Source organism: Streptomyces sp. NBC_00704, assembly GCF_036226605.1.
GTDB lineage: Bacteria > Actinomycetota > Actinomycetes > Streptomycetales > Streptomycetaceae > Streptomyces.
Map to the genome: position 1 here is coordinate 4,185,132 of NZ_CP109000.1, position 25,365 is coordinate 4,210,496.

The following is a 25,365-nucleotide window of genomic DNA, read 5'->3' on the forward strand; positions in this document are numbered from 1 at the left end:
GATGGCGGACACCGCGAGCACCAAGAACCTGGCCCTGGCCAAGGCGATCAACGAGTCGCTGCGCCACGCCCTGGAGGCGGACCCCAAGGTCCTGATCATGGGTGAGGACGTCGGCAAGCTCGGCGGCGTCTTCCGGGTCACCGACGGGCTGCAGAAGGACTTCGGCGAGAGCCGCGTCATCGACACCCCGCTCGCCGAGTCGGGCATCGTCGGCACCGCGATCGGGCTGGCCCTGCGCGGCTACCGTCCGGTCGTGGAGATCCAGTTCGACGGATTCGTCTTCCCGGCCTACGACCAGATCGTCACCCAGCTCGCCAAGATGCACGCGCGTTCGCTGGGCAAGGTCAAGCTCCCGGTCGTCGTGCGCATCCCCTACGGCGGCGGCATCGGCGCGGTCGAGCACCACTCCGAGTCGCCCGAGGCGCTCTTCGCGCACGTGTCCGGCCTGAAGATCGTCTCGCCGTCCAACGCCTCCGACGCGTACTGGATGATGCAGCAGGCCATCCAGAGCGACGACCCGGTCATCTTCTTCGAGCCCAAGCGGCGCTACTGGGACAAGGCCGAGGTCAACACCGAGGCCATCCCGGGCCCGCTGCACAAGGCCAAGGTCGTCCGCGAGGGCACGGACCTGACGCTCGTCGCCTACGGCCCGATGGTGAAGCTCTGCCAGGAGGTCGCCGCCGCGGCCGCAGAGGAGGGCAAGAACCTGGAGGTCGTGGACCTGCGGTCGGTGTCCCCGCTGGACTTCGACTCGATCCAGGCGTCGGTGGAGAAGACCCGCCGTCTGGTGGTCGTCCACGAGGCGCCGGTGTTCTTCGGCTCGGGCGCGGAGATCGCCGCCCGGATCACGGAGCGCTGCTTCTACCACCTGGAGGCCCCGGTTCTGCGGGTCGGCGGCTACCACGCCCCGTACCCGCCGGCGCGCCTGGAGGAGGAGTACCTGCCGGGCCTGGACCGGGTGCTCGACGCCGTCGACCGTGCCCTGGCGTACTGAGGAGAGGGTCGTGACGACGATGACGGAAGCGTCCGTACGCGAGTTCAAGATGCCCGACGTGGGCGAAGGGCTCACCGAGGCCGAGATCCTCAAGTGGTACGTCCAGCCGGGCGACACGGTCACGGACGGCCAGGTGGTCTGCGAGGTCGAGACCGCCAAGGCCGCCGTGGAACTGCCCATCCCCTATGACGGCGTCGTGCGCTCGCTGCACTTCCCCGAGGGCACCACGGTCGACGTGGGCACGTCGATCATCGCGGTGGACGTGTCGGGCGGCACGGCCGCCGCCCCGGTCGCCGAGGTGCCCGCGCAGGCCGCGCAGGCACCGGCAGCCCAGACATCGGCAGCCCAGACACCGGCGGCCCCGGAGGAAGCCCGGCCTGCGGCCGGTACCGCGCAGCCCGAGCCGGCCAAGTCCGCGGGCTCGGGCCGGCAGCCGGTGCTCGTCGGCTACGGCGTGGCGGTGTCCTCCACCAAGCGCCGGCCGCGCAAGGGCCCCCAGATCACCGTCCCGCAGGTCCCGGAGACCGTCCAGGCCGAGCTGAACGGCCACGGCGGCGCGAGCGCCGTGCGGGAACGCCCGCTGGCCAAGCCGCCGGTCCGCAAGCTGGCCAAGGACCTCGGCGTCGACCTCGCCACCGTGGTGCCGTCCGGCCCCGACGGCATCATCACCCGCGAGGACGTCCACGCGGCGGCGGCCCCGGCCCCCGCGGCCGCCCCCGCCGCCGCGCCGGTGACCGCCGCTCCGGCCGCTCCGGCCCCGGTCACGGCCTCCGCGGCCGCGCCCGCGGCGTCGTACGACACGGCACGAGAGACGCGTCTGCCGGTCAAGGGCGTGCGCAAGGCGACGGCGGCGGCGATGGTCGGCTCGGCGTTCACCGCGCCGCACGTCACGGAGTTCGTGACGATCGACGTGACCCGCACGCTGAAGCTCGTCGAGGAGCTGAAGCAGGACAAGGACATGCAGGGGCTGCGGGTCAACCCGCTGCTCCTCATCGCCAAGGCCCTGCTGATCGCCATCAAGCGCCATCCGGAGATCAACGCGTCCTGGGACGAGGCGGCGCAGGAGATCGTGGTCAAGCACTACGTCAACCTGGGCATCGCGGCGGCCACCCCCAGAGGGCTGCTGGTCCCGAACATCAAGGACGCCCACGCCAAGACGCTGCCGCAGCTGGCGGAGTCCCTCGGCGAACTGGTGTCCACGGCGCGGGAGGGCAAGACGTCCCCCGCCGCGATGCAGGGCGGCACGGTGACCATCACCAACGTCGGCGTCTTCGGCGTCGACACCGGCACCCCGATCCTCAACCCCGGCGAGTCCGCGATCCTCGCGGTCGGCGCGATCAGGCTCCAGCCGTGGGTCCACAAGGGCAAGGTCAAGCCCCGCCAGGTCACCACCCTGGCGCTCAGCTTCGACCACCGCCTCGTGGACGGCGAACTGGGCTCCAAGGTGCTGGCCGACGTGGCGGCGATCCTGGAGCAGCCGAAGAAGCTGATCACCTGGGGCTGAGCGCCCCATCCCGCCGGAGGGAGCCGCGCCCACGCGGGCCGCGGCACCCTCCGACGGGCCGCTGGCGGGGAGCCGCGCCCGCCCGGGCCGCGGCACCCCGCCGGCGGGCCGCCGGCATGGCAATCGGCCTACGAGCCCGCGGCCTACGGGCCCGCGGGCTACGAGCCCGCGAGCCCGCGGGCCCGCCGCCGGGACGGTCGGCCTTCCCGGATCCGGCTCGTCCGGCGGCAGGCCCGTCATCCCCGCTGCGGGGGACGGGTGAGCGCACCGGGGCCGGCGTGTGCGGCCCCGGCGTCCTCGGTCGCCGGGGCGGCTGCCGGGGCGGGCCGGGATCCGGGGCGACCCGGCTGCTGACGGTCCCCGAAGAGGGCCCGGCCGGCCGTCTTCGGCCGTCTCCGGCTGTCCCCGGCCGTCCCCGGCCGTCCCCGGCCGTCCCCGGACGTCCCCGGACGGAGCCGGGCTCAGGCCGGGACGTGCACCGTTTCGCTCAGGCCGGGACGTGCACCGTTTCCACTCTGCTGGCCACCAGCCGTTCCCGTTCGCGGCGGGCCGCGCGGCTGCGCAGGCGCAGGATCTGGCTGACGCCGAGTGCCTGGAGGACGAAGACGCAGGAGAAGGCGATCGTGTAGTCGTCGCCGGTGGCGTCCAGCAGCACGCCGATCACGAAGAGCGTCGTCATGGACGCGACGAAGCCGCCCATGTTGGTGATGCCGGAGGCCGTCCCCTGGCGCTCGGGCGGGTTCGCCGGGCGGGCGAAGTCGAACCCGAGCATGCTGGCGGGTCCGCACGCGCCGAGGACGGCGCACAGCACCACGAGCAGCCACATGGGCGCGCGGCCGCCGGGACAGGCCAGCGTCGCCGCCCACACCAGGGCCGTCGCACCGACCGTGCCCAGGGCCAGCGGCAGCCGCGCCCCGTGGTGGCGGGCGACGACCTGGCCGTAGACGAGGCCCACGACCATGTTGCTCAGGACGACCAGTGTGAGGAGTTCACCGGCCGTGGCACGGGTCAGGCCCTGCGCCTCGACGAGGAACGGGAGGCCCCACAGCAGCAGGAACACCATCGCCGGGAACTGGGTCGTGAAGTGCACCCACAGGCCCAGCCGGGTGCCCGGTTCACGCCAGGACGCGGCGATCTGGCGGCGGACGTAGGCCCCGCCGCGGTGCGCGAACGGCTCGGGCTCCTGCCCCTCGGGGTGGTCCTTCAGGAACAGCAGCAGGAGGACCAGCACCACCACGCCGGCGACCGCGCTGCCGGCGAAGGCCGCCGTCCAGCCGACGCCGTGCAGCAGCCGGGCCAGGACGAGAGTGGACACGAGGTTGCCCGCCATGCCCGCCAGACCGGCGAGCTGGGCGACCATCGGCCCGCGCCGGGCCGGGAACCAGCGGGATCCGAGCCGCAGCACGCTGATGAACGTCATCGCGTCCCCGCAGCCCAGCAGGGCGCGCGAGGCGAGGGCCGTGCCGTAGGACGGGGAGAAGGCGAAGCCGAGCTGGCCGGCGGTGAACAGCACCACGCCGATGGTCAGCACCCTCTTGGTGCCCAGCCGGTCGACCAGCAGGCCCACCGGTATCTGCATGCCGGCGTAGACGAGGAGCTGAAGGATCGAGAGGGTGGACAGCGCCGAGGCGTTCACCTGGAAGCGGTCGGCGGCGTCGAGCCCGGCCACCCCCAGCGACGTGCGGAAGATGACGGCGACGAAGTAGACCGAGACGCCGATCCCCCAGACGGCCATCGCGCGCCGGCCGCCGGGAGGGTCACCCGGAAGGGTGGAGTTCAGGCCGCGGGGCGCGGTGCTCACCGGACCTCCCCGCGGGCGAGATGGGAGAACCAGCCGATGTGGCCGTGGACGAGTTCGACGGCCCGTTCGGCGTCGCCGGAGCGCAGCGCCTCGAGGATCTCCGCGTGTTCGGCGAGGGTCTTGGCGATCCGGTCGGGATGCGAGTGCAGGACGGCGACGCCCATGCGCAGCTGCCGGTCGCGGAGCTGGTCGTAGAGCCGGGACAGGATCTCGTTGCCGCCGCTGCGGACGATCTCGGCGTGGAAGCAGCGGTCCGTCACGGCGGCGGCGGCCAGGTCGCCCGCGGCGGCCTGCTCGCGCTGCCGGGCGAGCAGTTCCTCCAGGCGCGCGACGAGCGCGGGCGGCGCGGGCACGGCCTTGCGCGCCGCGTGTTCCTCGACGAGCAGGCGGGTCTCCACGACGTCGGCGATCTCCTGCGCGGAGACCGGTAGGACCAGCGCGCCCTTCTTCGGGTAGAGCTTGATCAGCCCTTCCGCCTCCAGCCGCAGCAGCGCCTCGCGCACCGGTGTGCGCGAGACCCCCACGGCCTCGGCCAGCTCGCCCTCGGTCAGGAGGGCCCCGCCCTCGTAACGGCGGTCCAGGACACCCTGTTTGACGTGGGCGTACACCCGGTCGGCGGCGGGCGGCTGCTTGACGGGGACGGGGGTCGGCGGAGCGGAGGACTGCATGCCCACAGGATAGATACAACGCGTACGCATGCGGGGACCGGTCCAGGATGCGGACCCGCTGGCGGGGCGCGGCGGGCGGCGGGCGGGCGTCGGCGGGTGGGGCCCGGGTAAGGGATGGATCAAGTAATCGGAAATTCTGCCCGGCAGGCCCACAACTTTGTGTGCTACTTACGTGTCACACATGTGCGGCCCACCTCTTTCCCCCTTGAACTTGGCCGCACCGCAGGGGCATTCGACGTAATCGGGGTATTTCAGTTGATAACCGCCATCAAGGGCATTCGAGTCCGCAGGGCCGCCGCCGTTGCCGTCACCGCCGGCGCAGTGCTCGCGACCGGCGCCCTCACCGCGGCGCCCGCGCAGGCTGTCGCGACGCCCACGATCGCCGCCAGGACCGGCTTCGTGATGAACAACGCGACCGGTGCGGCGCTGTACAACAAGGGCATGGACACCAAGCTGTCCACCGGCTCCACCACCAAGATCATGACGGCGAACGTCGTGCTGTCGCAGGCGAACCTGAACCTGGACGCCAAGGTCACCATCCAGAAGGCCTACAGCGACTACATCGTCGCGAACACCGCGTCGTCCGCGCGGCTGATCGTCGGCGACAAGGTCACGGTCCGTCAGCTGCTCTACGGGCTGATGCTGCCGTCGGGTTGCGACGCCGCCTACGCCCTGGCCGACAAGTTCGGCGCGGGCTCGACGCGGGCCGCGCGCGTGAAGAGCTTCATCGCCAAGATGAACAGCAAGGCGAAGACGCTCGGCATGACGCGGACGCACTTCGACTCGTTCGACGGCATCGGCAACGGGGCGAACTACTCGACGGCGAAGGACCTGACGAAGCTCGCCAGCAACTCGCTGAAGAACGCGAACTTCCGCGCGGTCGTCAAGACCAAGTCGTACACCGCGAAGACCATCACCAAGACCGGCTCGACCCGCACCATGGGCGCGTGGGTCAACACCAACACGCTGCTGAGCAGCTACAGCGGCGCCATCGGCGTGAAGACGGGTTCCGGCCCGGAGGCGAAGTACTGCCTCGTCTTCGCCGCCACCCGCCGCGGCAAAACCGTCGTGGGCACGGTGCTGGCCTCCACCAACGCGACCGTGCGCGCCGCCGACGCGACGAAGCTTCTGAACTACGGCTTCGCGCGGCTGGGCTGACCGTCGGTCACATGAGGAACGGCCGGCCTCCGGTCGGCCGCTGAGCACGAGAACGGGCCCGTCGTGATCCACACGGCGGGCCCGCTGTCGTCGAGTGCCGCACCCGGCCGGGGCCGGCTACCGGGTGACCGCGAAGTTCCGCAGGACGGCCGCCGTCAGCTCCGGCTCGCCCTCGGCCTTCACCCGGTCGGCCACCGCCTCCGCCGTCACCCGGCCGCAGGCCAGGCGCACGTACGTCTCCCAGTCGAGGGCGAACGAGGCGGCGGGCCCGAGCGCGGGAGCCGTCTCCAGGGTCCCGCGGCCCTGGATGTCGACGCGGATGGTGCGCAGGAACTCGATCGGACCGTGCACGTCGAAGACGACCGCGGAACTGCGCGGCGCGGCGGCCTTCTCGGCGACGACCGCCGGAAGCTCGGCGAGCAGCGCGTCCCGGGCGATGTGCGCGCCGGGGGAGTCGAGGTTGCCGGGCCGGCCCAGCGCCGTGCGCAGGTCCTGCTCGTGCACCCAGACGTTGAAGGCGTGCAGCCGCATGGACTCCTCGAGCGTCAGCTCGGTGCCGAGCGGCCCGCGCACCGTCGCCGTGGGCTGGCGGGACTCGTTGCGCAGCTGCCGGTTGCGGCGGATGACCGTGTACTCCAGCTCGGACGTCATCTCGGGGGCCGTGTGGTGGCGGCGGACGTCGACCTGCATCTCCATGTAGCGCTGGAGGTCGTTGGTGACGTGGAACAGGTCGCGGGGCAGCGTGTGGATGGGCCGCGGGTCGCCGTACATCTCGCAGTCCAGTCCGATGACGTGCGACACGATGTCGCGCACCGACCAGCCCGGGCAGGGCGTCCGGCGGTTCCAGTCCGCCTCCACCAGCGGCTCCACCAGCTCGGATATCGCTTCGATGGAGTGGGTCCAGGCGTCGGCGTAGGGCTGGAGGGTGGGATGCAGACTCACGGAAACGGGACCCCTCGGCGATCGGTACTCGGGTGGGCTGTGGCGGCGTTGCCAGCGGGAGCCGGCGCTGTCGGCGGCGTCTCGGAACTCCCCCGTTCTCGGCTGCGCTCGAATCGGGAGGACCCCCAAGTTACGCTGCTGTGAGGCACCCCGGCAGTGCTTTCGTGTGACGATCGTAGGCCCTGTGGGCTACTCGAATGCCAGGACGGTGGTAGTGTGCGCGCCTCTCTGATCCAGATCGCCGTAGAAGAGGGCGAATCGGTCGAATCGCGTCGGTCGAGGGCCGCCGCGCTGGTCCGTGAGCAGGCCGGCGCCGCCGACCTCGTGGTGCTCCCGGAGCTGTGGACGACGGGAGCGTTCGCCTACGAGCGGTTCGCCGACGAGGCCGAGACGCTGGACGGGCCGACGGCCGAGGCGATGGCGAAGGCGGCGAGCGACGCGGGGGTGTGGCTGCACGCGGGCTCGATCCCGGAGCGGGCACCCTCCGCTGGCTCCCGCGCCGGGGACGGCGACGCGCTCTACAACACGTCCCTCGTCTTCTCCCCCTCCGGCGAGCTGGTCGCCTCCTACCGCAAGATCCACCGCTTCGGCTTCGACAAGGGCGAGGCCGTGCTGATGGCCGCGGGCGAGGACCTGGTGACGGTCCCTCTCCCGGAGACCACGCTCGGTGTCGCCACCTGTTACGACCTCCGTTTCCCCGAGCTGTTCCGCGGTCTCGTCGACGCCGGCGCCGAGACCCTGGTCGTCCCGGCGGGCTGGCCGGAGCGCCGCCGGGGGCACTGGACGCTGCTGGCCCGGGCGCGGGCGGTCGAGAACCAGGCGTTCGTGCTCGCGTGTGGAACGGCCGGGACGCACGCCGGAGTTCCGCAGGCGGGTCACTCGATCGTGGTCGATCCGTGGGGCGAGGTCCTCGCGGAGGCGGGGGCGGGCGAGGAGATCCTCACCGTGGACTTCGACCCGGCGAGGACGGCCGCGACCCGTGAGCAGTTCCCGGCCCTGAAGGACCGGGTGCTCGGACTGCGGGCCCCGCGCCGCTGACCGCTCAGTCGTCGTCCCCGGCCCGGTCGGCCCGCTCCTTGTCGGCGAGGTGGATGACGCACACCGCCACCGCGATCAGCAGTGCCGTGTCGGCGTCCTCGCGCACGACGTCGACGCCGTAGGTCTCCCGCACGTGCAGCCACCGACGGGAGACGACGGCCAGGAGTTCGCCGTCGTACTCGACGGCGAACTCCCGGTCGAGGATCTTGCCGCTGACGTCGAGTTCGGTGCGGCCGTCCGCGAGGGCCACCCGGTAGTGGTTGCGCAGCAGCGACAGCCGCTTGCGCCGGATCGTGGCCAGCGGCTCGCCGTCCCGTTCGATCACCATGGTGTCGCGCAGGGCGAACATCTTCCGGTGGATGTCGATCAGGACGCGTCCGCGGGCGTCCTTCAGCTCGAAGGTGTCGCGCAGCCGCATGGCCTTGCCGTCGACGAGGTAGGCCTTGTTGCCTCGGTCGTCCTCGATCCAGTAGTCGTCACCGAAGCCGAGGAGCCGGTCGCGCACGAGGAATCTCATACCGGTACTGCTTCCCCGGCCCCGCGGACGTCTCCCGGCGGCGGAGGGTTTTCCCGGCACGGTTGACCCGTCTGCGGGAGCGGGGCACAGGTGTGGGCCCGGCGGGGTCGCCCGCCGGGCCTCAAGGGTCTTCAGTCTTCACGATGTTCACACAAAGGCAGCAGTACACAGCAGCGCACACCAGCACACCGGGACACCAGCGCACCGGGATACGGAAGGTCCGGGCCGTCCGTCCTGCCGGTCCGTCAGACGCCGTAGCCGTCGCTGTATCCGTCGTGGTGACGTCGTTCCGTCTCGACCACCGTGGTCGAGGCGGGCGGCACCATGACCCGGCGGCGCCGGGCGATGCTGCTGAAGGTCGTCACACCGATCAGGCCGACGATCATCAGGATGACGCCGACCAGGTCGAGGTTGACCCCCTGCATGTGCCAGTCGGTCGCAAACGTGAGGATGGCTCCCACGGCGATGAGGATGATGCATCCGCCGAGGCCCATGATGTCGCCTCCCTGTCAGATCGCCGGTCGGTCCGGCTCCGACATCCGGGTACCCCCGCGGGGAACTCCCATGCGGGGGCCGGTCCTTGCGCCCGTCCGGCGGCCCGTGCGGGGGGCCGTCCGGGCGGGCGGGCGGCTATCCCTCCAGGAACGCCGTCAGGGCGTTGGCCAGCAGGTACGGGTCGGCGTCGCCGCACAGCTCGCGCGCGCTGTGCATCGACAGGATGGCCACGCCGATGTCGACCGTGCGGATGCCGTGCCGGGCGGCGGTGATCGGGCCGATGGTCGTGCCGCATGGCATGGAGTTGTTGGAGACGAACGTCTGGAACGGGACGCCGGCCTTTTCGCAGGCGGCGGCGAAGAGCGCGCGGCCCGTCCCGTCCGTCGCGTACCGGTTGTTGACGTTGACCTTGAGGATCGGCCCGCCGTTGACCCGCGGGTGGTGCGTCGGGTCGTGCCGCTCGGCGTAGTTGGGGTGGACGGCGTGCCCGGTGTCGGAGGACAGGCAGACGCTGCCCGCGAAGGCTCTCGCCCGGTCCTCGTACGATCCGCCGCGCGCGAAGACAGAACGTTCCAGCACGCCGCCGAGGAGCGGGCCGTCGGCGCCGGTGTCGCTCTGCGAGCCGTTCTCCTCGTGGTCGAACGCGGCCAGCACCGGGATGCACGGCAGTTCCCCGCCGCCGGCCGCCACGGCCGCCAGCGCCGCCGTCCCGGCGTGCACGGACAGCAGGTTGTCCATGCGCGGGCCGGCCAGCAGCTCCTGGTCGCGGCCCAGGTAGGCGGGCGGCTCCACGGAGTGCGTCATCAGGTCCCAGCCGGTGACCTGGCCGGCGGCCAGTCCGGCCTCCTGCTCCAGGAACGCGATCAGGTCCCCGTCGCGCACCTCGCCGCCCAGGCCCCAGACCGGCTGGAGATGACGCTGCTTGTCGAGCTTGAGGCCGTCGGCGGTGACGGAGCGGTCCAGGTGGATGGCGAGCTGGGGGACGCGCAGCAGGGGGCGGCCGACGTCCACCAGGCGTGTCGTGCCGTCGCGCAGGGTCAGCCGTCCCGCGAGGCCCAGGTCGCGGTCGAGCCAGGAGTTGAGCAGCGGGCCGCCGTAGATCTCCACGGCCACCTGGCGCCAGCCGTGCGCGCCGGTGTCGGGCTGCGGCTTGACGCGCAGGTTCGGGGAGTCGGTGTGCGCGCCGACGATGCGGAACGGCGTGTGCGGGGCGGCGCCCTCGGGCACGTACCAGGCCACGATCGCGCCCCCGCGCAGCACGTACTTGCCGCCGGTCGTCCCGTCCCAGGCGTCCGTCTCCGAGACCTGCCGGAATCCGGCCTTCTCCAGCCGCTCGGCGGCCGTCGCCACGGCGTGGTACGGCGACGGGCTCGCCGTCAGGAACGTCATGAGGTCGTCGGTGTGGCCGCGGTCGAAGCGGGAGGGTTCGCTCATGGGGTTCACCTTAACGACGTACGAAAGCCCGCTCCCGGCGTTGGGAGCGGGCCCTCGTGAGGACAGTGTGGAGTGCTGAGCCGCAGTGCCCGGCGGGGCGCCCCGTGGGGCGCCCCGCCGTTGTCCGGGTGGTCCGGGTGGGTCCTGGTGAGTCCCGGTCAGTCCTAGAACGCGGCCTCGTCCAGCTCCATCAGGTCGAGGTCGACGCCCTCGGCGACCTTGCGGGCGAGGGTGACGCCGGGCAGGACGTTGGCCGCGAAGAACTTCGCCGCCGCGATCTTGCCGGTGTAGAACGCCCGGTCCTTGGCGGAGGCGGTCTCCAGCTTCTCGGCGGCGATCGCCGCGCCCTTGAGGAGCAGGTAGCCGACGATCACGTCACCCGAGGCGAGCAGCAGGCGCGTGGTGTTGAGGCCCACCTTGTAGATGTTCTTGACGTCCTGCTCGGTGGCGGCGAGGTCGGTCAGCATCAGGCCGACGATGGCCTCCAGCTCGACGGCGGCCTTGGCGAGGTGCTCGCGGGCGCCGGCCAGCTGCTCGCCGCCGGTGCCGAGCGCGAGGAACTTCTTGATGTCCTCGGCGAGGGAGTTCAGCGCGGCGCCCTGGTTGCGGACGATCTTCCGGAAGAAGAAGTCCTGGCCCTGGATCGCGGTGGTGCCCTCGTACAGGGTGTCGATCTTGGCGTCGCGGATGTACTGCTCGATCGGGTACTCCTGGAGGAACCCGGAGCCGCCGAAGGTCTGGAGCGACTGGGCGAGCTGCTCGTAGCCCTTCTCGGAGCCGTAGCCCTTGACGATCGGCAGGAGCAGGTCGTTGAGCGCGTGCTCCGTCTTCGCGTCCTCGCCGTTCGCCTCCTTCACGGCGATCGCGTCCTGGACGGACGCCGTGTAGAGGACGAGGGCGCGCATGCCCTCCGCGTACGCCTTCTGCGTGATCAGCGCGCGGCGCACGTCGGGGTGGTGGGTGATGGTGACCTTGGGCGCGGCCTTGTCCATGAAGTTGGCCAGGTCGGGGCCCTGGACGCGCTCCTTGGCGTACTCCAGCGCGTTGAGGTAGCCGGTGGAGAGCGTGGAGATCGCCTTCGTGCCGACCATCATGCGGGCGAACTCGATGATGCGGAACATCTGGCGGATGCCGTCGTGCTTGTCGCCGATCAGCCAGCCCTTGGCGGGGTGCCGGTCGCCGAACGTCATCTCGCAGGTGTTGGAGGCCTTGAGGCCCATCTTGTGCTCGACGTTCGTGGCGTAGACGCCGTTGCGCTCGCCCAGTTCGCCGGTCTCGAAGTCGAAGAGGTGCTTGGGCACCATGAACAGGGACAGGCCCTTGGTGCCCGGTCCGGCGCCCTCGGGGCGGGCGAGGACGTAGTGGATGATGTTCTCCGACATGTCGTGCTCGCCGGACGTGATGAAGCGCTTGACGCCCTCGATGTGCCAGGAGCCGTCCTCCTGCTGGACGGCCTTCGTGCGGCCCGCGCCCACGTCGGAACCCGCGTCGGGCTCGGTGAGGACCATCGTCGAGCCCCACTGCTTCTCGACGGCGATCTGCGCGATCTTCTTCTGGACGTCGTTGCCCTCGTCGAAGAGGATGCCGGCGAAGGCCGGGCCGGAGGAGTACATCCACACGGCCGGGTTCGCGCCGAGGATCAGCTCGGCGAAGCCCCAGATCAGCGACGGCGGGGCGGTGGTGCCGCCGATCTCCTCGGGCAGGCCCAGGCGCCAGTACTCGGAGTCCATGAAGGCCTGGTAGCTCTTCTTGAACGACGCGGGCACCGGCGCGGTGTTGGTCTCCGGGTCGAAGACCGGCGGGTTGCGGTCGGCGTCCGAGAAGGACTCCGCCAGCTCGTTCTCCGAGAGGCGGGTCAGCTCCGCGAGGATGCTCTTCGCGGTCTCGGTGTCCATCTCCTCGAACGGGCCGGAGCCGTACAGCTTGTCGCGGCCGAGTACTTCGAAGAGGTTGAACTCGATGTCGCGGAGATTCGACTTGTAGTGCCCCATGGCGACGGCTCCCGGCTCCCTAGAGAGATCGGCGAGGCACTGGATCCTCGCGCTAGTTCACGTACCAACAAGTAGCTACGATGATGCTACCCGTCGGTAATAAGTCGCAACCCCCACTCGGCCAAGTGTGAGAAGGGTCTAGTCGACGGGACGGCGCCGCCCGCCGGACGGTTTCGTGCTTCCGGCGCTTTCCGGCCGGGCGGGACGGTTTCCGGCTGCCGGGGTCTTCCGGGGCGGCCGGATCATTCCCCTGCCGCTCGCCGACCGGCCCGTCTCGGTACGCTTGCGCCCATGTACGGATACGGCCAGCCCATGGACGGGGCCGCACAGCAGCAGTACGCCCCGCCGCAGCAGCAGATGCCCGGCGGCCACGGCGGTTACGGCCAGCAGCCGCCGCTCTATCCGGAGCCGTCCCCGCCGTCCCTCGCGGACGCGGTCCGTGCCTTCACCACCGGCCAGCTCGCCGCCGAGGACTTCCAGCAGGTCTTCGCGACCTCCAAGGTCTACTGCCCGCGCGGCGACAACCCCGGCTTCCTCGCCCTGCACAACACCCAGCAGCCGGTGATCCCGATGTTCACCAGCCTCAAGGAGCTGCGCCGGTACGCCGGCAAGGAGTCCAAGTACTTCGTGATCACCGGGGCCGAGGTGATCGACCTGCTGCCCACCGGCTACGGCTTCGTCCTCGACATGGAGGGCGAGCACCGGATCGTCTTCGACGCGAAGGCCGTCGAGCAGATGGTGGAGTTCGCGATGCGCCGGATGTACGGCTGAGCCTCACGGCCGCGGGTTTCCAGGTCACGGCCCGCCCGGTCGGCGGGGAGCGCCCGGAGGGAATGCCCTCCGGGCTTTCGCTGTTACGGGTGGCAGGAAGTTCAACGCTCAACTAAACTGGGGCGTACGTCGCCCAAGGAGGTACGGACATGCCCGCAGTGACCGTCGAGAACCCGCTGACCCTGCCGCGCGTCGCGGCACCGGCCGATGCGGTCGCACGTCCCGTCCTCACCGTCACGACCGCGCCGGGCGGTTTCGAGGGCGAGGGCTTCCCGGTGCGCCGTGCGTTCGCCGGCATCAACTACCGCCACCTCGACCCGTTCATCATGATGGACCAGATGGGCGAGGTGGAATACGCGCCGGGCGAGCCGAAGGGCACCCCCTGGCACCCGCACCGCGGCTTCGAGACCGTCACCTACATCATCGACGGGATCTTCGACCACCAGGACAGCCAGGGCGGCGGCGGCACCATTACCAACGGCGACACCCAGTGGATGACGGCGGGCTCGGGCCTGCTCCACATCGAGGCGCCGCCGGAGTCGCTGGTCATGTCCGGCGGTCTCTTCCACGGCCTCCAGCTGTGGGTGAACCTCCCGGCCAAGGACAAGATGATGGCCCCCCGCTACCAGGACATCCGCGGCGGACACGTCCAGCTCCTGAGCACCCCGGACGGCGGCTCGCTCCTGCGCGTCATCGCGGGCGAGCTGGACGGGCACGCCGGTCCCGGCATCACGCACACGCCGATCACGATGATCCACGCGACGGTGGCGCCGGGTGCGGAGGTCACGCTGCCCTGGCGTGAGGACTTCAACGGGCTGGCGTACGTGCTGGCGGGCAAGGGCTCGGTCGGCGCCGAGCGCCGTCCGATCCATCTGGGCCAGACGGCGGTCTTCGGCGCCGGCGGTTCGCTGACCGTCCGCGCGGACGAGCGGCAGGACTCCCACACGCCGGACCTGGAGGTCGTCCTCCTCGGCGGACAGCCGATCCGCGAGCCGATGGCCCACTACGGTCCGTTCGTCATGAACACCAGGGACGAACTCCAGCAGGCGTTCGACGACTTCCAGAAGGGACGCCTGGGCACGGTCCCCGCGGTCCACGGAATGACCGAGGGCGGCCCCCAGACCGGCTGATTCCGGTATCTTGCGACAGGGCCCGAAGCCGCAACGCTGGTTTGCGACTTCGGGCCCGTCTCGTCGGCGGGAACCGTCACGGCAGCGCGTAGACCGGCGTCCCGTCGGGGGTGCATCCCCTCTGACGCACACAGCCCCGCTTGAGCAGCATGCGCAGACAGTCCTGGACGCGCTCGTGCGGGAGACCCGTGCGGGTCGCGATCTCGTCCACGCGATAGCGGGCGTCGCCGCGCGTCAACGCGGGGGCGAGCAGCGCGGCCACCGCGTGCACGTCCTCGGTGACGACGAGGTTCTTCGTCCTCCAGACGGCCAGCAGTTCGGCGGGCGTCGGCTTCGACGCGGCGACGGACGGCGCCCTCAGGGACCCGGCGATGTCCCGCAGCACGTCGGTCATCACCCGCTGGCCGTCGAGGATCTCCCCGAGGACGTCGTTCGTCCGCGTGGCTCGCTCCTCGAGCCGGACGAGGGCGTCGACGACCTGCTCCGGCATCACGTACGCGGTGCGTTCGGCGGGCGCGGGCTGCACGGGGGCCGGTTCGAGGGAGTAGGACCCTTCCTGCTGGATGGTCGCGATGACCTGCGACACCCAGAGCTTGAAGGGCTGCGCCTCCGGCTTGGTGCAGGCGTTGACCAACTGGACGAGGCCTTGGAGATTCACCATCTTCATGGACTTCTTGAGTCCGTGACCTGCAATGTTGCATGAAGCGTCGACGGTACCGACGCTTCGTGCAAGATCGTCGAGAGATGTTGTGTGTTGTTGCGCGACCCTGAGACGCAACGCGTCCCGGGTGTTGGCGTAGCCGAGTTCGCCGGCCACGTCGACCGCCGGGAACCAGTGCGTGCCGTCCGGTGTGGTCAGCCTCCGCACCCGCGCTCCCGTCGCCGCGAAGACGAAGTCGTTGATGTCGATCGCGTCCTGCCGTGCCGCCGGTCGGGGCGGCGTCGTGTTGTTCTGCTCGTACATCGAGCATCACCTCCGTCACGGACGCTAGGCATATGCCCCACCCTCGCGTGGGCGCGTTGCGGAGGTTCATCCTTATAGGGGAGTTTGAGGCAGTGATTCCTCAGGTTCATCCGGGTTCCGGGGCTCGTATATCTCGAACCAGATGCTCTTCCCCTCGCCCCGCGGGGCCACCCCCCAGGTGTGGGCGAGGAGTTCGATGAGGACGAGGCCGCGGCCCGAGGAGGCCAGTTCGCCGGGGCGGCGCTTGTGCGGGAGGTCGTCGCTGGTGTCGGTGACCTCGATGCGCAGCCGGCGTTCGCCGGGCGCGCCGGCGACCTCGGCGACGAGCAGGGCGTCGGCGTCCGTGTGGACGAGGACGTTCGTGAGGGTCTCGGAGACGAGCAGGACCGCGGAGTCCACCTGGTCCTCGCAGGTCCAGTCGTGCAGCAGTTCGCGCACCTGCTGCCGGGCGACGGCGATCCGCTCCGGCTCGGCCTGAGCGACCGTCAGCATCGAACGGCGCGCGAGCCGCCGCGCGGGCAGCGGGACGGCCCCCGGACCGCAGCCGCCCTCGCCCTGCCGGCACAGCAGCAGCAGGGCCGTGTCGTCCTCCCGGCGGTCGGTGAGGCGGCCCGTGGTGTGGTGTGAGGAGGGACCGTGCACCGTCTGCACCAGGGCGTCGGCCAACTCCTCCAGATCCCCCTCGTGCGCCTCCAGGGTCTTGCGGACGCGCTGCCAGCCGGTGTCGAGGTCGTGGCCCCCGGTCTCCAGCAGGCCGTCGGTGCACAGCATCAGCGTCTCGCCGGGCTCCAGGACGAGCCGGGTCGTGGGGTAGTCGGCGTTCGGGTCGATGCCCAGCGGCAGACCGCCCGCGGTCGCCCTGACCAGCACCGTTCCGTCGGCCATCCGGATCGCCGGATCCAGATGACCGGCCCGCGCGGCTTCCAGCACGCCGGTCGCCGGGTCGACCTCGACATAGAGGCAGGTGGCGAAGCGCAGGTCGGGGTTTCCGTCCGCGAGGCCGTGCAGGAAACCCGAGGCACGGGACAGGACGGCGTCGGGGCGGTGCCCCTCGGCCGCGTACGCCCGCAGCGCGATGCGCAGTTGCCCCATGAGGCCCGCCGCGCGCACGTCATGACCCTGGACGTCCCCGATGACCAGGGCGAACCGGCCTCCCCCGCGCCGCGCCCGGGAGGCGCCGCCGGGCAGCGGGATCATGTCGTACCAGTCGCCGCCGACCTGGAGCCCGCCGCCGGTCGGTATGTAGCGGGCGGCGAGCGTCAGGCCCGGTATCTCCGGGCCCAGGGTCGGCAGCATGGAGCGTTGCAGGCCGTCGGTCAGCTCCCGCTGGGTCTCCGCCGCACCGGCGCGGGTGAGGGCCTGGGCGAGCATGCGGGCCACCGTCGTCAGGACGGACCGCTCGTCCGGGGTGAACGCCACCGGGTACGCGAAGGCGGCCATCCACGCGCCCATGGTGCGTCCGGCCACCGTCAGCGGCACGAACGCCCAGGAATACCGGCCGAAGGGCGCGGCCATCGGCCAGGTGAGGGGATAGCGCTCCTTGTACCGCTCGGGCGAGGAGAGGTAGACGGCCCGCCCGGTGCGCACGACCTCGGCGGCCGGGTAGTCCGTCTGGAGGGACATCTGGGTGAAGGGGGCCTCGTCGCCGGGCTGCTGCCCGTGGTGGCCGATGATCGTCAGCCGGTCGCCGGTGACGCCGAAGACCGCGAGACCGGCCGGTGAGAAGCCCGGCATCGACAGGGCCGCGGCGACCCGCAGCACCTCCTCCGTGGAGCGCGCCTCGGCCAGTGCGCGGCCCGCGTCCAGCAGGAACGCCTCGCGCGAGCGCCGCCAGTCGCCGGTGACGGCGGTCCGCCCGGCGGCGGTGCCGGGCGTCGGCTCGGTGACCTCCTGGAGGGTGCCGATCAGCTCGTAGGCCTTCTTCACCGGGTCGAAGGACGGCTTCGAGCGGCTGCGGACGACCCGCACCACCGTTCCCCGCTCGTCCATGATCCGGATCCGGACCTCGGCGAGGGTGCCCTCGGCGACGGCGAGCTGCACCACGCCGGTGATCTCGTTCCAGTCGACGGGGTGCAGACGGGCCCGGGTCTGGGCCTCCGTGAGGACCGTCTCCTCGGCGGGCAGCCCGAGCAGCCGGGCCGCCTCGGCGTCGACCGTGACCAGCCCGGTGGCGGTGTCCCAGTGCCACACGCCGGTCGCGAGGGAGACGAGGACCTCCCCCACGGCGGGCAGCGGCTCGCCAGTACGCATTGCCCCACTTTAAGAAGAGGGGAACGAAGAGTGCCACTGCTCACCGCTCCCGCTGCCGGCCGGGAAGGGTGGGAGGCGATCACGGCGTGCCCGGTACGCTGGGGTTGTTTCACGTGAAACACCACGAAACACAGACCCCGATCCGCGAAGACTGGATGAACGACGATGCATCGGTACAGGTCCCACACCTGCGGCGAGCTCCGCGCCTCTGACGTCGGCAGCGACGTCCGGCTGAGCGGCTGGCTGCACAATCGGCGCGACCTGGGCGGCATCCTCTTCATCGATCTGCGCGACCACTACGGCATCACGCAGCTCGTCGCCCGTCCGGGCACCCCCGCGTACGAGGCCCTCGACAAGCTGACCAAGGAGTCGACGGTCCGCGTCGACGGCAAGGTCGTCTCGCGCGGCGCGGAGAACGTCAACGCCGAGCTGCCGACCGGCGAGGTCGAGGTCGAGGTCGGCGAGGTCGAGCTGCTGGGCGCGGCCGCCCCGCTGCCCTTCACGATCAACGCCGAGGACGGGGTCAACGAGGAGCGGCGCCTCGAGTACCGCTTCCTGGACCTGCGCCGCGAGCGCATGCACCGCAACATCATGCTGCGCACGGCGGTCATCTCGGCCATCCGGCACAAGATGACGGCGTTGGGCTTCAACGAGATGGCGACGCCGATCCTGTCGGCGACCTCCCCCGAGGGCGCGCGCGACTTCGTCGTGCCGTCCCGGCTGCACGCCGGCCGGTTCTACGCGCTGCCGCAGGCCCCGCAGCAGTTCAAGCAGCTGCTGATGATCTCGGGCTTCGACCGCTACTTCCAGATCGCGCCCTGTTTCCGCGACGAGGACGCCCGCGCGGACCGCTCGCCGGGCGAGTTCTACCAGCTCGACGTCGAGATGAGCTTCGTCGAGCAGGAGGACGTCTTCCAGCCGATCGAGAAGCTCATGACCGAGCTGTTCGAGGAGTTCGGCGGCGGCCGTCATGTCACCTCGCCGTTCCCGCGGATCCCGTTCCGCGAGTCGATGCTGAAGTACGGCTCCGACAAGCCGGACCTGCGGGCCAAGCTGGAGCTCGTCGACATCACCGACGTCTTCGAGGGCTCGGAGTTCAAGGCGTTCGCGGGCAAGCACGTGCGTGCGCTGGCGGTGCCGGACGTCTCCGCCCAGCCCCGGAAGTTCTTCGACCAGCTCGGCGACTTCGCGGTCTCGCAGGGCGCGAGGGGCCTGGCCTGGGTCCGTGTGGCCGAGGACGGCTCGCTCACCGGCCCGATCGCGAAGTTCCTCACCGAGGCCAACGTGGCCGAGCTGACCAAGCGCCTGTCGCTGGCCGCCGGTCACGCCGTCTTCTTCGGCGCGGGCGAGTTCGACGAGGTCTCGAAGATCATGGGCGCGGTGCGCGTCGAGGCCGCCAAGCGCGCCGGGCACTTCGAGGAGGGCGTCTTCCGGTTCTGCTGGATCGTCGACTTCCCGATGTACGAGAAGGACGAGGAGACCGGCAAGATCGACTTCTCGCACAACCCGTTCTCGATGCCGCAGGGCGGCCTGGAGGCCCTGGAGACCCAGGACCCGCTGGACATCCTCGGCTGGCAGTACGACATCGTCTGCAACGGCGTCGAGCTGTCCTCCGGCGCGATCCGCAACCACGAGCCCGAGATCATGCTCAAGGCGTTCGAGATCGCCGGCTACGACCGGGAGACCGTCGAGGAGAAGTTCGCCGGCATGCTGCGCGCGTTCCGCTTCGGCGCCCCGCCGCACGGCGGCATCGCGCCCGGCGTCGACCGCATCGTCATGCTGCTGGCCGACGAGCCGAACATCCGCGAGACCATCTCCTTCCCGCTCAACGGCAACGCCCAGGACCTGATGATGGGCGCGCCGACGGAGCTGGAGGAGGCCCGCCTCAGGGAGCTGCACCTCTCGGTGCGCAAGCCGCAGCCCAAGTAGCGGGGGCGGGCGGCGGGACGGGGAGTCCGGCTCGCAGCGCCACGAGAACGCCGGGGTGGCCCGGAACCGACGTCGGTTCCGGGCCACTTTCGTTTTCCCCGGCAACTGACAGCTCCCGCCCATCTTCCTCACAGGTCGCCCTCCTAGCGTCCCCGGCTTATGACGGAACCTCAGAAACCCCCCAGCGAACAGCAATGGACGCGGCGCAGAATCGTGGCCGCCGGCGCGGGCGGCCTCGCCGCGGCGGGACTGGGCGGCACCGCGTACGCGGCGAGCGCCGCCGGACGCGGTGGCGCGACGGCGGACGGCGGCGACGCGGAGGTCTGCTACCGCCTCACCTCGGAGACCGTCGAGGGCCCCTACTACATCGACGCGGACAAGCTCCGCCGGGACATCACCGAGGACCGTGAGGGCATCCCGCTCCTCCTCGCCCTCACGGTGATCGACTCCGAGACCTGCCGGCCGCTGCGGAACGCGGCCGTCGACATCTGGCACTGCGACGCGACGGGCGTCTACTCGGGCTACGAGCAGCAGGGCAGCGGCGGCGGAGGCGGCGGCCCCGCGCCCAGCGGGGAGCCCCCGACCGGCGAGCCCCCGACGGGCGCGCCCACCGGCGCCCCGCCGGGCGGCGGTCACCAGGAGCCCACCGACGACACCCGCTATCTGCGCGGCACCTGGCGGACGGACCGGCACGGCCAGGTCTCCTTCCGGACGGTGTTCCCCGGCTGGTACCGCGGCCGGTGCGTCCACGTCCACGTCAAGGTGCACGTGGACGGCGAGTGGACCGACGCCGGCTACGAGGGCGGCCGCACCTGCCACACCGGCCAGTTCTTCTTCGACGAGGAGTCCGTGCTGGCCTCGGCGGCGGTGGAGCCGTACGCGAGCAACACCGCCGAGCGCACGACCCTCGCCGAGGACACGATCTACGACCAGAGCGGAGTGCGGGGCGGGCTGCTGCGGCTGCGCTACGACCGGCGCCGCATCGGCAGGGGCGTCCACGCGGCGATCACCGTCGGGGTCGACCCCGAGGCCACGGAGGACGGCGAGGGCAACCCGCCGCGGCCCAGCGCCTCGGCATCGCCGTCGTCGTCGTCGCCGTCGTCGTTGCCGTCGGGTTCGGCTTCGGGCTCGGCGTCCGGGACAGCCGGAGCATCCGGGGCGTCGTAGCCTGCGCCGTCGGTGAGCCGATCGGCCGGGACCGGGCCCGCCCCCGGTCCCGGCGTGCTCACGCGTCCGGTGACGCGCCCTCCTCCAGCAGCCGTTCCGCGATGTCCGTCGACCAGGCCTGCGCCCACGCCCGCAGGTCGGCGATGTCCGGCTCGACGAGGCCGTACTGGGTGAACGCCGAGTCCGGGTAGTGGTCCGTGCCCTCCAGCCGCGCCTGGAGGGTGGGCAGGTCGAAGTCGTCGCGGGCGTGCCGGCGGGCCGCTTCCTCCAGGCCGGGGTAGCCGAACAGGGCGTGCGCGGCCCGCGCGTCGATCAGGTCGACGGCGAGTCCGCGGTCGTACAGCGCCCGGATCTTCGTGCCCACCGCGTCGTGCGGCGAGAGGGCCGGGCCGCAGGGGGTCGGCACGGGCGGGCTCCAGAAGGTCTCCTTGTGCAGGGCCAGCCGCAGCGCGACGCCCGTCTCGCGGTCCCGCACGGCCAGCCGAGCCGCCAGGCGCGCGGACAGCGGGTCCATATCCTGCGGCGTCGCCTCGTGGCGGCCCTGGGCGGTCAGCGCCGAGGCCAGCGCCTCGGCCAGCTCGGGCATGGGCCGTGTGCTCTCCGTCGCCAGGTCCACGTTGTCGTGGGGGCGCCGCAGCAGCCCGTGCGCCTCCAGCGCGTAGCCGCCGGCCAGCACCCAGGCGGTCGCGGGGCCGGGCATGGCGAAGATCTCGGCGAGGAGGCGGAGGTGGGGTCGAAGAAGGTCCACCGGGTAGTCGTAGCAGGTCCGGCCGGCACGCGGGGCCGGCACACGCGGCGCGGACGCACCCGCGGCGACCGGCCGGCCCCCTGCCCCCCGGGGGCTACCTCGCGACGAACTGCGTGAGGATGGCCTGCACCTCGTAGATGTCGACGCCCTTGGTGAACGTCTTCTGGATCGGCGCCGGCGTGCCGGAGACCCAGATCTTCAGTTCGGCGTCCAGGTCGAAGGTGCCGGCGGTCTCCACCGCGAAGTGGGTGATGCTCCGGTACGGGACGGAGTGGTACTCGACCTTCTTGCCGGTGATGCCCTGCTTGTCGACGAGCAGCAGCCTGCGGTCGGTGAACAGGATGGTGTCGCGGATCAGCAGGAACGCGGCGTGCACCTGCTCGCCCTGCCCCAGCAGACGCGCGTAGTCCTGCTGGGCCTGCCCGTTGTCGATGGTGTGGGCGTTGCCGAAGAGTGCCATGGTGAATCGATCCCCCCAAGTCGGTAGAAGGGCACCATAGGACGACGGTGTGGGAATCGCGAAGGCGTGTGGAGGACCGGCGCAGCGGCCGTAGGAAAAAGTTCATCCGGAGCGGCAACTCTTCACACGGCGGCGACCACTGACGGGACGTAAGCACGCCCCTCCCGTAAGGATCCCCCGTGGCAGCTCCCTCCCATCGCCGGTCCCTCCGCTCGCGCCGCGCCCTCGTGGTCACGGCCGCCGCGGTGGCCGCCGGCGTCGGCGCCGGCGTCGGCGTGATGAACGCCAGCGCCGGGACCGTCGACCTGTACCACCAGACGCTCGCCGCGAAGGACGGCTGGGCCTCCTCCGGCACGGGCACGACCGGTGGCGCCAAGGCCGACGCCGCGCACACCTTCACCGTCTCCACGCGCGCCCAGCTCGTGAAGGCCCTCGGATCGGCCACCGACACGACGCCCCGCATCATCAAGGTCAAGGGCACGATCGACGCCAACACCGACGACGCCGGCAAGAAGCTGACCTGCGCGGACTACGCGGCCGGCACCGGCTACGCGCTGTCGTCGTACCTCAAGGCGTACGACCCCGCCGTCTACGGCCGGTCGAAGCTGCCCTCCGGCGCCCAGGAGAAGGCCCGCGCCGCCGCCCAGACCAGGCAGGCGAAGAACATCGTGTTCAAGGTGCCCGCCAACACGAGCCTCGTCGGCGTCCCCGGCACGGCCGCCGGGATAACCGGCGGCATGCTGCAGATCCAGAACGTGGACAACGTCATCGTCCGCAACCTGAACTTCTCCGCCACCGAGGACTGCTTCCCCCAGTGGGACCCCACCGACGGCGACGACGGCAACTGGAACTCCAACTACGACGCCGTCACCCTGCGCGGCGCGACCCACGTGTGGGCCGACCACAACACGTTCACCGACGCGCCGCACCTCGACAGCGCCAACCCGAAGTACTACGGCCGCGAGTACCAGATCCACGACGGCTCCCTCGACATCACCAAGAGCTCGGACCTGGTGACCGTCTCGCGCAACCGGTTCACCGACCACGACAAGACGATGCTGATCGGCAGCAGCGACAGCGAGCCCGCGGGCAAGCTGCGCGTCTCCCTCCACCACAACGTGTGGAAGGGCATCGTCCAGCGCGCCCCGCTGACCCGTGTCGGCCAGGTGCACATCTACAACAACTACTACGACGTCACGACCCTCGACGGCTACGCGACGCAGTACAGCATCAACTCGCGTGCCAAGGCCCAGGTCGTCGCCGAGGCCAACTACTGGACGGTCCCGGCCGGCGGCAAGGTCGCCAAGCTGCTCAGCGGCGACGGCACCGGCGCGGTCAAGGGCACCGGCAACCTCGTCAACGGCACGGTGACGGACGTCGTCGCGGCCTACAACGCGGCGTCCTCGAAGAAGCTGAAGACGACCGTCAACTGGACGCCGACCCTGACGGCCGGCCTGGAGACCTCGGCGAAGAACCTGCCGGCGACCCTGGCGACGACGGCGGGCGCCGGCGTCCTGAAGTAGCCCCCCAGACGCGCGAGGGCCGGGTGACCACGAGCCCCCGGCCCTCGCGCCCCCATGCCGTCCGCGAGTCCGGGTGGACTTTTCGCCGTTCGCCCGACCGACCGCGGCCGCCCGTGCCTACCGTGAGCAGTCACAGCGCAGATGCGCGAGGTGACTGTCCGGAGTCTGTCGGCCGGTGTCCGGAAGGCCGGAAGCCGGTTCGCGGGTAGGGGCGTTGCGGCACGGCGGTACGACGGAGGGGTGCGTGATGGCGGTGGACGGCGAGGCGGTACGGCTCCGGACGGAGGCGGACGAGCCGGGGTGGGAGGTGGACCCGGACGACGAGTGGGGCGTGGCCGTTCTCGCCACGGTGGGGCGGCAGTTGAGGCTGCGTCGGGAATCGGTGGGGATGCGGGCCGCCGACTTCGCGGTGGCGGTCGGGTACGGGGAGGACCTCGTCTACAAGATCGAGGGCGGCAAACGGATCCCCCGGCAGGAGTACCTGGACCGGGCCGACGAGGTGCTGGGCGCGGGCGGCCTCGTCGCGGCGGCCTGGGAGGACGTGAAGAAGGTCCGCTATCCGAAGCGGGTCCGGGAGCTGGGGCAGCTGGAGGGCAAGGCGGTCGAGATCGCCCTGTACGAGTGCCACATCATCCCGGGGCTGTTGCAGACCTCGGGACACGCACGATCTGTCATCGGGGCAGCGCAGCCGCCGTACTCGCCGGACGACGTGGAGCGCATGGTGGCCGCTCGTCTGGCCCGACAGTCGGTCTTCGAACGCTCACCCGCGCCGGCGCTCAGCTTCGTCCTGGAAGAGGGGGTCCTGCGGCGGCCCATCGGCGGCACAATGGCGTGGCGTCAGCAGCTTGAACGCCTGCTGGAGGTGAGCCGGTTGCACAACGTGGTGCTTCAGGTGATGCCGACGGACTGTGACACCCATTCCGGCCTGGACGGCAGGATCGAGCTGCTGAAGTTTCCGGACGGCACCGCCGTGGGGCGCTCGGACGGCGCGTTCAACGGCCGGCCGACCTATGAACCCAAACACCTGCGCATCCTTGAGCTGCGGTATGGCACCATCCGGGCTCAGGCACTCTCGCCAAGGGAGTCGCTGGCCTTCATCGAGCACCTGCTGGGAGAAACATGATCCACAAGACCACTGCCGGGGACGCCTCCGAGCTGGCGTGGTTCAAGAGCAGCTACAGCGGCGGCAACGACGGCAACTCCTGCGTCGAGCTCGCTCTCACCCCCGGCACCGTCCACGTCCGCGACTCCAAGAACGTCGAAGGGCCTCGCCTGGCGCTCACGGCGGGCGCCTGGGCGGACTTCGTGGCGCACGCGTCGCAGGACTGAGGCAAACGGCCCGCGCCGGGCCGCCTCAGGTGTCGTACGTGCCGTCCCACGGCTCGGCGAAGGCCAGGCGGTCCGGGTACAGCTCCGCCCAGGTCTCCGGGACGCCGTCCTCGTCCTTGTCCTCACGGATGACGAGGCCGAACAGGACGCCCTCGTGGGTGAGCTGGAAGGGGCGGACGGCGATGTCCGTGTAGGAGCGGCGGGGCAGGCTGCGCAGGAGCGTGGCGAGGCGGACGCGGGCGCGGGTGAGGACCGAGTCGTCGCCGTGCGGGTCGCGCTGCTGCTCGGCCCAGGTTCCGGCGCACCAGATGTCCGAGTCGCGGTAGGCGCCGTCGGCGTCGAAGGTGTGCAGCACGGTGTAGAGGCGTTTGTGCTCTTCCCAGCCGTCGTCGAGACGGAAGCCCCGGGGGAAGGCGTACGTGACCGACGCGAGGAACTGCCCGTCCGCGTACCGGCCGATGGACTCGGTGCGGTGTCGCGGCTCATAGGCGATCGGAATGACCTCGGGGACTGCCATGGCGGAAACCATACGGCTTGGCGAGAACATGCTGG

23 protein-coding genes are annotated in these 25,365 nt (G+C 71.1%); 11 read left to right on the top strand and 12 right to left on the bottom strand.

Translation table 11 applies throughout. The features are described 5' to 3' along the window. Position 1 precedes the first annotated feature (1 nt). Both OG802_RS18270 and OG802_RS18275 read left to right on the top strand, forming a co-directional pair. The gene (locus OG802_RS18270; RefSeq protein WP_329411822.1) at positions 2–994 is read left to right on the top strand and encodes an alpha-ketoacid dehydrogenase subunit beta; all 993 of its coding nucleotides are present in this window, start codon (positions 2–4) and stop codon (positions 992–994) included. A 10-nt stretch (positions 995–1,004) separates the two neighbouring features. Next, on the top strand, positions 1,005–2,498 hold the full coding sequence (locus OG802_RS18275; RefSeq protein ID WP_329411824.1) for a dihydrolipoamide acetyltransferase family protein: 1,494 nt from the start codon (positions 1,005–1,007) through the stop codon (positions 2,496–2,498). Positions 2,499–2,985: 487 nt separating this feature from the next. Here the strand turns inward: OG802_RS18275 and OG802_RS18280 are convergent, their stop codons facing one another. Beyond that, positions 2,986–4,233: an MFS transporter gene (locus tag OG802_RS18280; protein WP_329417171.1), complete on the bottom strand. Its 1,248-nt coding sequence runs from the start codon at positions 4,231–4,233 to the stop codon at positions 2,986–2,988. Positions 4,234–4,295: 62 nt separating this feature from the next. Further along, a complete protein-coding gene (locus OG802_RS18285) occupies positions 4,296–4,967 on the bottom strand; it encodes a GntR family transcriptional regulator (RefSeq protein WP_329411827.1) in 672 nt (223 codons plus the stop codon). Positions 4,968–5,222: 255 nt separating this feature from the next. Between OG802_RS18285 and OG802_RS18290 the strand changes: the two genes are divergently transcribed. Beyond that, positions 5,223–6,125: a D-alanyl-D-alanine carboxypeptidase family protein gene (locus tag OG802_RS18290; RefSeq protein WP_329411828.1), complete on the top strand. Its 903-nt coding sequence runs from the start codon at positions 5,223–5,225 to the stop codon at positions 6,123–6,125. A gap of 117 nt (positions 6,126–6,242) precedes the next feature. Here OG802_RS18290 and OG802_RS18295 read toward each other — a convergent pair whose 3' ends face one another. Continuing rightward, on the bottom strand, positions 6,243–7,067 hold the full coding sequence (locus tag OG802_RS18295; protein WP_329411830.1) for a maleylpyruvate isomerase family mycothiol-dependent enzyme: 825 nt from the start codon (positions 7,065–7,067) through the stop codon (positions 6,243–6,245). Between the two features lie 216 nt (positions 7,068–7,283). Between OG802_RS18295 and OG802_RS18300 the strand changes: the two genes are divergently transcribed. Further along, positions 7,284–8,105, top strand: a complete 822-nt coding sequence (locus OG802_RS18300) for a carbon-nitrogen family hydrolase (RefSeq protein WP_329411832.1) — start codon at positions 7,284–7,286, stop codon at positions 8,103–8,105. A 4-nt stretch (positions 8,106–8,109) separates the two neighbouring features. On the opposite strand, the gene OG802_RS18305 is transcribed toward OG802_RS18300, so the two are convergent. From OG802_RS18305 to OG802_RS18320, 4 genes are all read right to left on the bottom strand, one after another. Next, positions 8,110–8,622, bottom strand: coding sequence for an LURP-one-related/scramblase family protein (locus tag OG802_RS18305; protein ID WP_329411834.1), 513 nt, complete (start codon positions 8,620–8,622; stop codon positions 8,110–8,112). Positions 8,623–8,867: 245 nt separating this feature from the next. Next, positions 8,868–9,116 (bottom strand): DUF6458 family protein, encoded by a 249-nt coding sequence (locus OG802_RS18310; protein WP_329411836.1) that lies wholly within the window; start codon positions 9,114–9,116, stop codon positions 8,868–8,870. 136 nt (positions 9,117–9,252) lie between these two features. Continuing rightward, entirely contained in the window at positions 9,253–10,551 is a 1,299-nt protein-coding gene (locus OG802_RS18315; RefSeq protein WP_329411838.1) for a M18 family aminopeptidase, read from the bottom strand. A gap of 164 nt (positions 10,552–10,715) precedes the next feature. Next, positions 10,716–12,542, bottom strand: coding sequence for an acyl-CoA dehydrogenase (locus OG802_RS18320; RefSeq protein WP_329411840.1), 1,827 nt, complete (start codon positions 12,540–12,542; stop codon positions 10,716–10,718). A gap of 291 nt (positions 12,543–12,833) precedes the next feature. On the opposite strand from OG802_RS18320, the gene OG802_RS18325 reads away from it, so the two are divergent. Together OG802_RS18325 and OG802_RS18330 are read left to right on the top strand one after the other, a co-directional pair. Next, positions 12,834–13,313 carry an SseB family protein gene (locus tag OG802_RS18325; protein ID WP_329411842.1) on the top strand — a complete coding sequence of 160 codons (480 nt, stop codon included), beginning with the start codon at positions 12,834–12,836 and terminating at the stop codon, positions 13,311–13,313. Positions 13,314–13,462: 149 nt separating this feature from the next. Next, positions 13,463–14,443 carry a pirin family protein gene (locus OG802_RS18330; RefSeq protein ID WP_329411843.1) on the top strand — a complete coding sequence of 327 codons (981 nt, stop codon included), beginning with the start codon at positions 13,463–13,465 and terminating at the stop codon, positions 14,441–14,443. 76 nt (positions 14,444–14,519) lie between these two features. On the opposite strand, the gene OG802_RS18335 is transcribed toward OG802_RS18330, so the two are convergent. Together OG802_RS18335 and OG802_RS18340 are read right to left on the bottom strand one after the other, a co-directional pair. Beyond that, complete coding sequence (locus OG802_RS18335) at positions 14,520–15,407, bottom strand: BRO-N domain-containing protein (protein WP_329411844.1); 888 nt, start codon at positions 15,405–15,407, stop codon at positions 14,520–14,522. Positions 15,408–15,479: 72 nt separating this feature from the next. After that, positions 15,480–17,657 (bottom strand): SpoIIE family protein phosphatase, encoded by a 2,178-nt coding sequence (locus tag OG802_RS18340; protein WP_329411846.1) that lies wholly within the window; start codon positions 17,655–17,657, stop codon positions 15,480–15,482. A gap of 165 nt (positions 17,658–17,822) precedes the next feature. On the opposite strand from OG802_RS18340, the gene aspS reads away from it, so the two are divergent. Next, entirely contained in the window at positions 17,823–19,586 is a 1,764-nt protein-coding gene (aspS, locus tag OG802_RS18345; RefSeq protein ID WP_329411847.1) for an aspartate--tRNA ligase, read from the top strand. Between the two features lie 159 nt (positions 19,587–19,745). Continuing rightward, a complete protein-coding gene (locus tag OG802_RS18350) occupies positions 19,746–20,753 on the top strand; it encodes an intradiol ring-cleavage dioxygenase (RefSeq protein WP_329411848.1) in 1,008 nt (335 codons plus the stop codon). A 58-nt stretch (positions 20,754–20,811) separates the two neighbouring features. On the opposite strand, the gene OG802_RS18355 is transcribed toward OG802_RS18350, so the two are convergent. Continuing rightward, the gene (locus OG802_RS18355) at positions 20,812–21,501 is read right to left on the bottom strand and encodes a nucleotidyl transferase AbiEii/AbiGii toxin family protein (protein WP_329411850.1); all 690 of its coding nucleotides are present in this window, start codon (positions 21,499–21,501) and stop codon (positions 20,812–20,814) included. 94 nt (positions 21,502–21,595) lie between these two features. Beyond that, positions 21,596–21,961, bottom strand: a complete 366-nt coding sequence (locus tag OG802_RS18360; protein ID WP_329411852.1) for a PH domain-containing protein — start codon at positions 21,959–21,961, stop codon at positions 21,596–21,598. A 179-nt stretch (positions 21,962–22,140) separates the two neighbouring features. Between OG802_RS18360 and OG802_RS18365 the strand changes: the two genes are divergently transcribed. The 3 genes from OG802_RS18365 to OG802_RS18375 all read left to right on the top strand — a co-directional run bounded on the left by OG802_RS18365 (position 22,141) and on the right by OG802_RS18375 (position 24,813). Further along, entirely contained in the window at positions 22,141–23,484 is a 1,344-nt protein-coding gene (locus tag OG802_RS18365) for a pectate lyase family protein (protein ID WP_329411854.1), read from the top strand. Between the two features lie 247 nt (positions 23,485–23,731). Then, complete coding sequence (locus OG802_RS18370; protein ID WP_329417174.1) at positions 23,732–24,607, top strand: helix-turn-helix domain-containing protein; 876 nt, start codon at positions 23,732–23,734, stop codon at positions 24,605–24,607. Next, a complete protein-coding gene (locus tag OG802_RS18375) occupies positions 24,604–24,813 on the top strand; it encodes a DUF397 domain-containing protein (RefSeq protein ID WP_329411856.1) in 210 nt (69 codons plus the stop codon). The genes OG802_RS18370 and OG802_RS18375 overlap by 4 nt, the downstream gene beginning before the upstream one ends. Positions 24,814–24,838: 25 nt before the next feature. Here the strand turns inward: OG802_RS18375 and OG802_RS18380 are convergent, their stop codons facing one another. Beyond that, positions 24,839–25,330, bottom strand: a complete 492-nt coding sequence (locus OG802_RS18380) for a hypothetical protein (RefSeq protein WP_329411857.1) — start codon at positions 25,328–25,330, stop codon at positions 24,839–24,841. Positions 25,331–25,365: the final 35 nt, after the last annotated feature.

What these genes read in the sequence shown, in the direction of transcription:
- OG802_RS18270 (WP_329411822.1), top strand. Translation starts at nt 2, where the DNA reads ATGGCGGACACCGCGAGCACCAAGAACCTGGCCCTGGCCAAGGCGATC.
- OG802_RS18280 (WP_329417171.1), bottom strand. Translation starts at nt 4,233, where the DNA reads ATGGCCGTCTGGGGGATCGGCGTCTCGGTCTACTTCGTCGCCGTCATC.
- OG802_RS18285 (WP_329411827.1), bottom strand. Translation starts at nt 4,967, where the DNA reads ATGCAGTCCTCCGCTCCGCCGACCCCCGTCCCCGTCAAGCAGCCGCCC.
- OG802_RS18305 (WP_329411834.1), bottom strand. Translation starts at nt 8,622, where the DNA reads ATGAGATTCCTCGTGCGCGACCGGCTCCTCGGCTTCGGTGACGACTAC.
- OG802_RS18310 (WP_329411836.1), bottom strand. Translation starts at nt 9,116, where the DNA reads ATGGGCCTCGGCGGATGCATCATCCTCATCGCCGTGGGAGCCATCCTC.
- OG802_RS18315 (WP_329411838.1), bottom strand. Translation starts at nt 10,551, where the DNA reads ATGAGCGAACCCTCCCGCTTCGACCGCGGCCACACCGACGACCTCATG.
- OG802_RS18320 (WP_329411840.1), bottom strand. Translation starts at nt 12,542, where the DNA reads ATGGGGCACTACAAGTCGAATCTCCGCGACATCGAGTTCAACCTCTTC.
- OG802_RS18325 (WP_329411842.1), top strand. Translation starts at nt 12,834, where the DNA reads ATGTACGGATACGGCCAGCCCATGGACGGGGCCGCACAGCAGCAGTAC.
- OG802_RS18330 (WP_329411843.1), top strand. Translation starts at nt 13,463, where the DNA reads ATGCCCGCAGTGACCGTCGAGAACCCGCTGACCCTGCCGCGCGTCGCG.
- OG802_RS18335 (WP_329411844.1), bottom strand. Translation starts at nt 15,407, where the DNA reads ATGTACGAGCAGAACAACACGACGCCGCCCCGACCGGCGGCACGGCAG.
- OG802_RS18340 (WP_329411846.1), bottom strand. Translation starts at nt 17,657, where the DNA reads ATGCGTACTGGCGAGCCGCTGCCCGCCGTGGGGGAGGTCCTCGTCTCC.
- aspS (WP_329411847.1), top strand. Translation starts at nt 17,823, where the DNA reads ATGCATCGGTACAGGTCCCACACCTGCGGCGAGCTCCGCGCCTCTGAC.
- OG802_RS18350 (WP_329411848.1), top strand. Translation starts at nt 19,746, where the DNA reads ATGACGGAACCTCAGAAACCCCCCAGCGAACAGCAATGGACGCGGCGC.
- OG802_RS18360 (WP_329411852.1), bottom strand. Translation starts at nt 21,961, where the DNA reads ATGGCACTCTTCGGCAACGCCCACACCATCGACAACGGGCAGGCCCAG.
- OG802_RS18370 (WP_329417174.1), top strand. Translation starts at nt 23,732, where the DNA reads ATGGCGGTGGACGGCGAGGCGGTACGGCTCCGGACGGAGGCGGACGAG.
- OG802_RS18375 (WP_329411856.1), top strand. Translation starts at nt 24,604, where the DNA reads ATGATCCACAAGACCACTGCCGGGGACGCCTCCGAGCTGGCGTGGTTC.
- OG802_RS18380 (WP_329411857.1), bottom strand. Translation starts at nt 25,330, where the DNA reads ATGGCAGTCCCCGAGGTCATTCCGATCGCCTATGAGCCGCGACACCGC.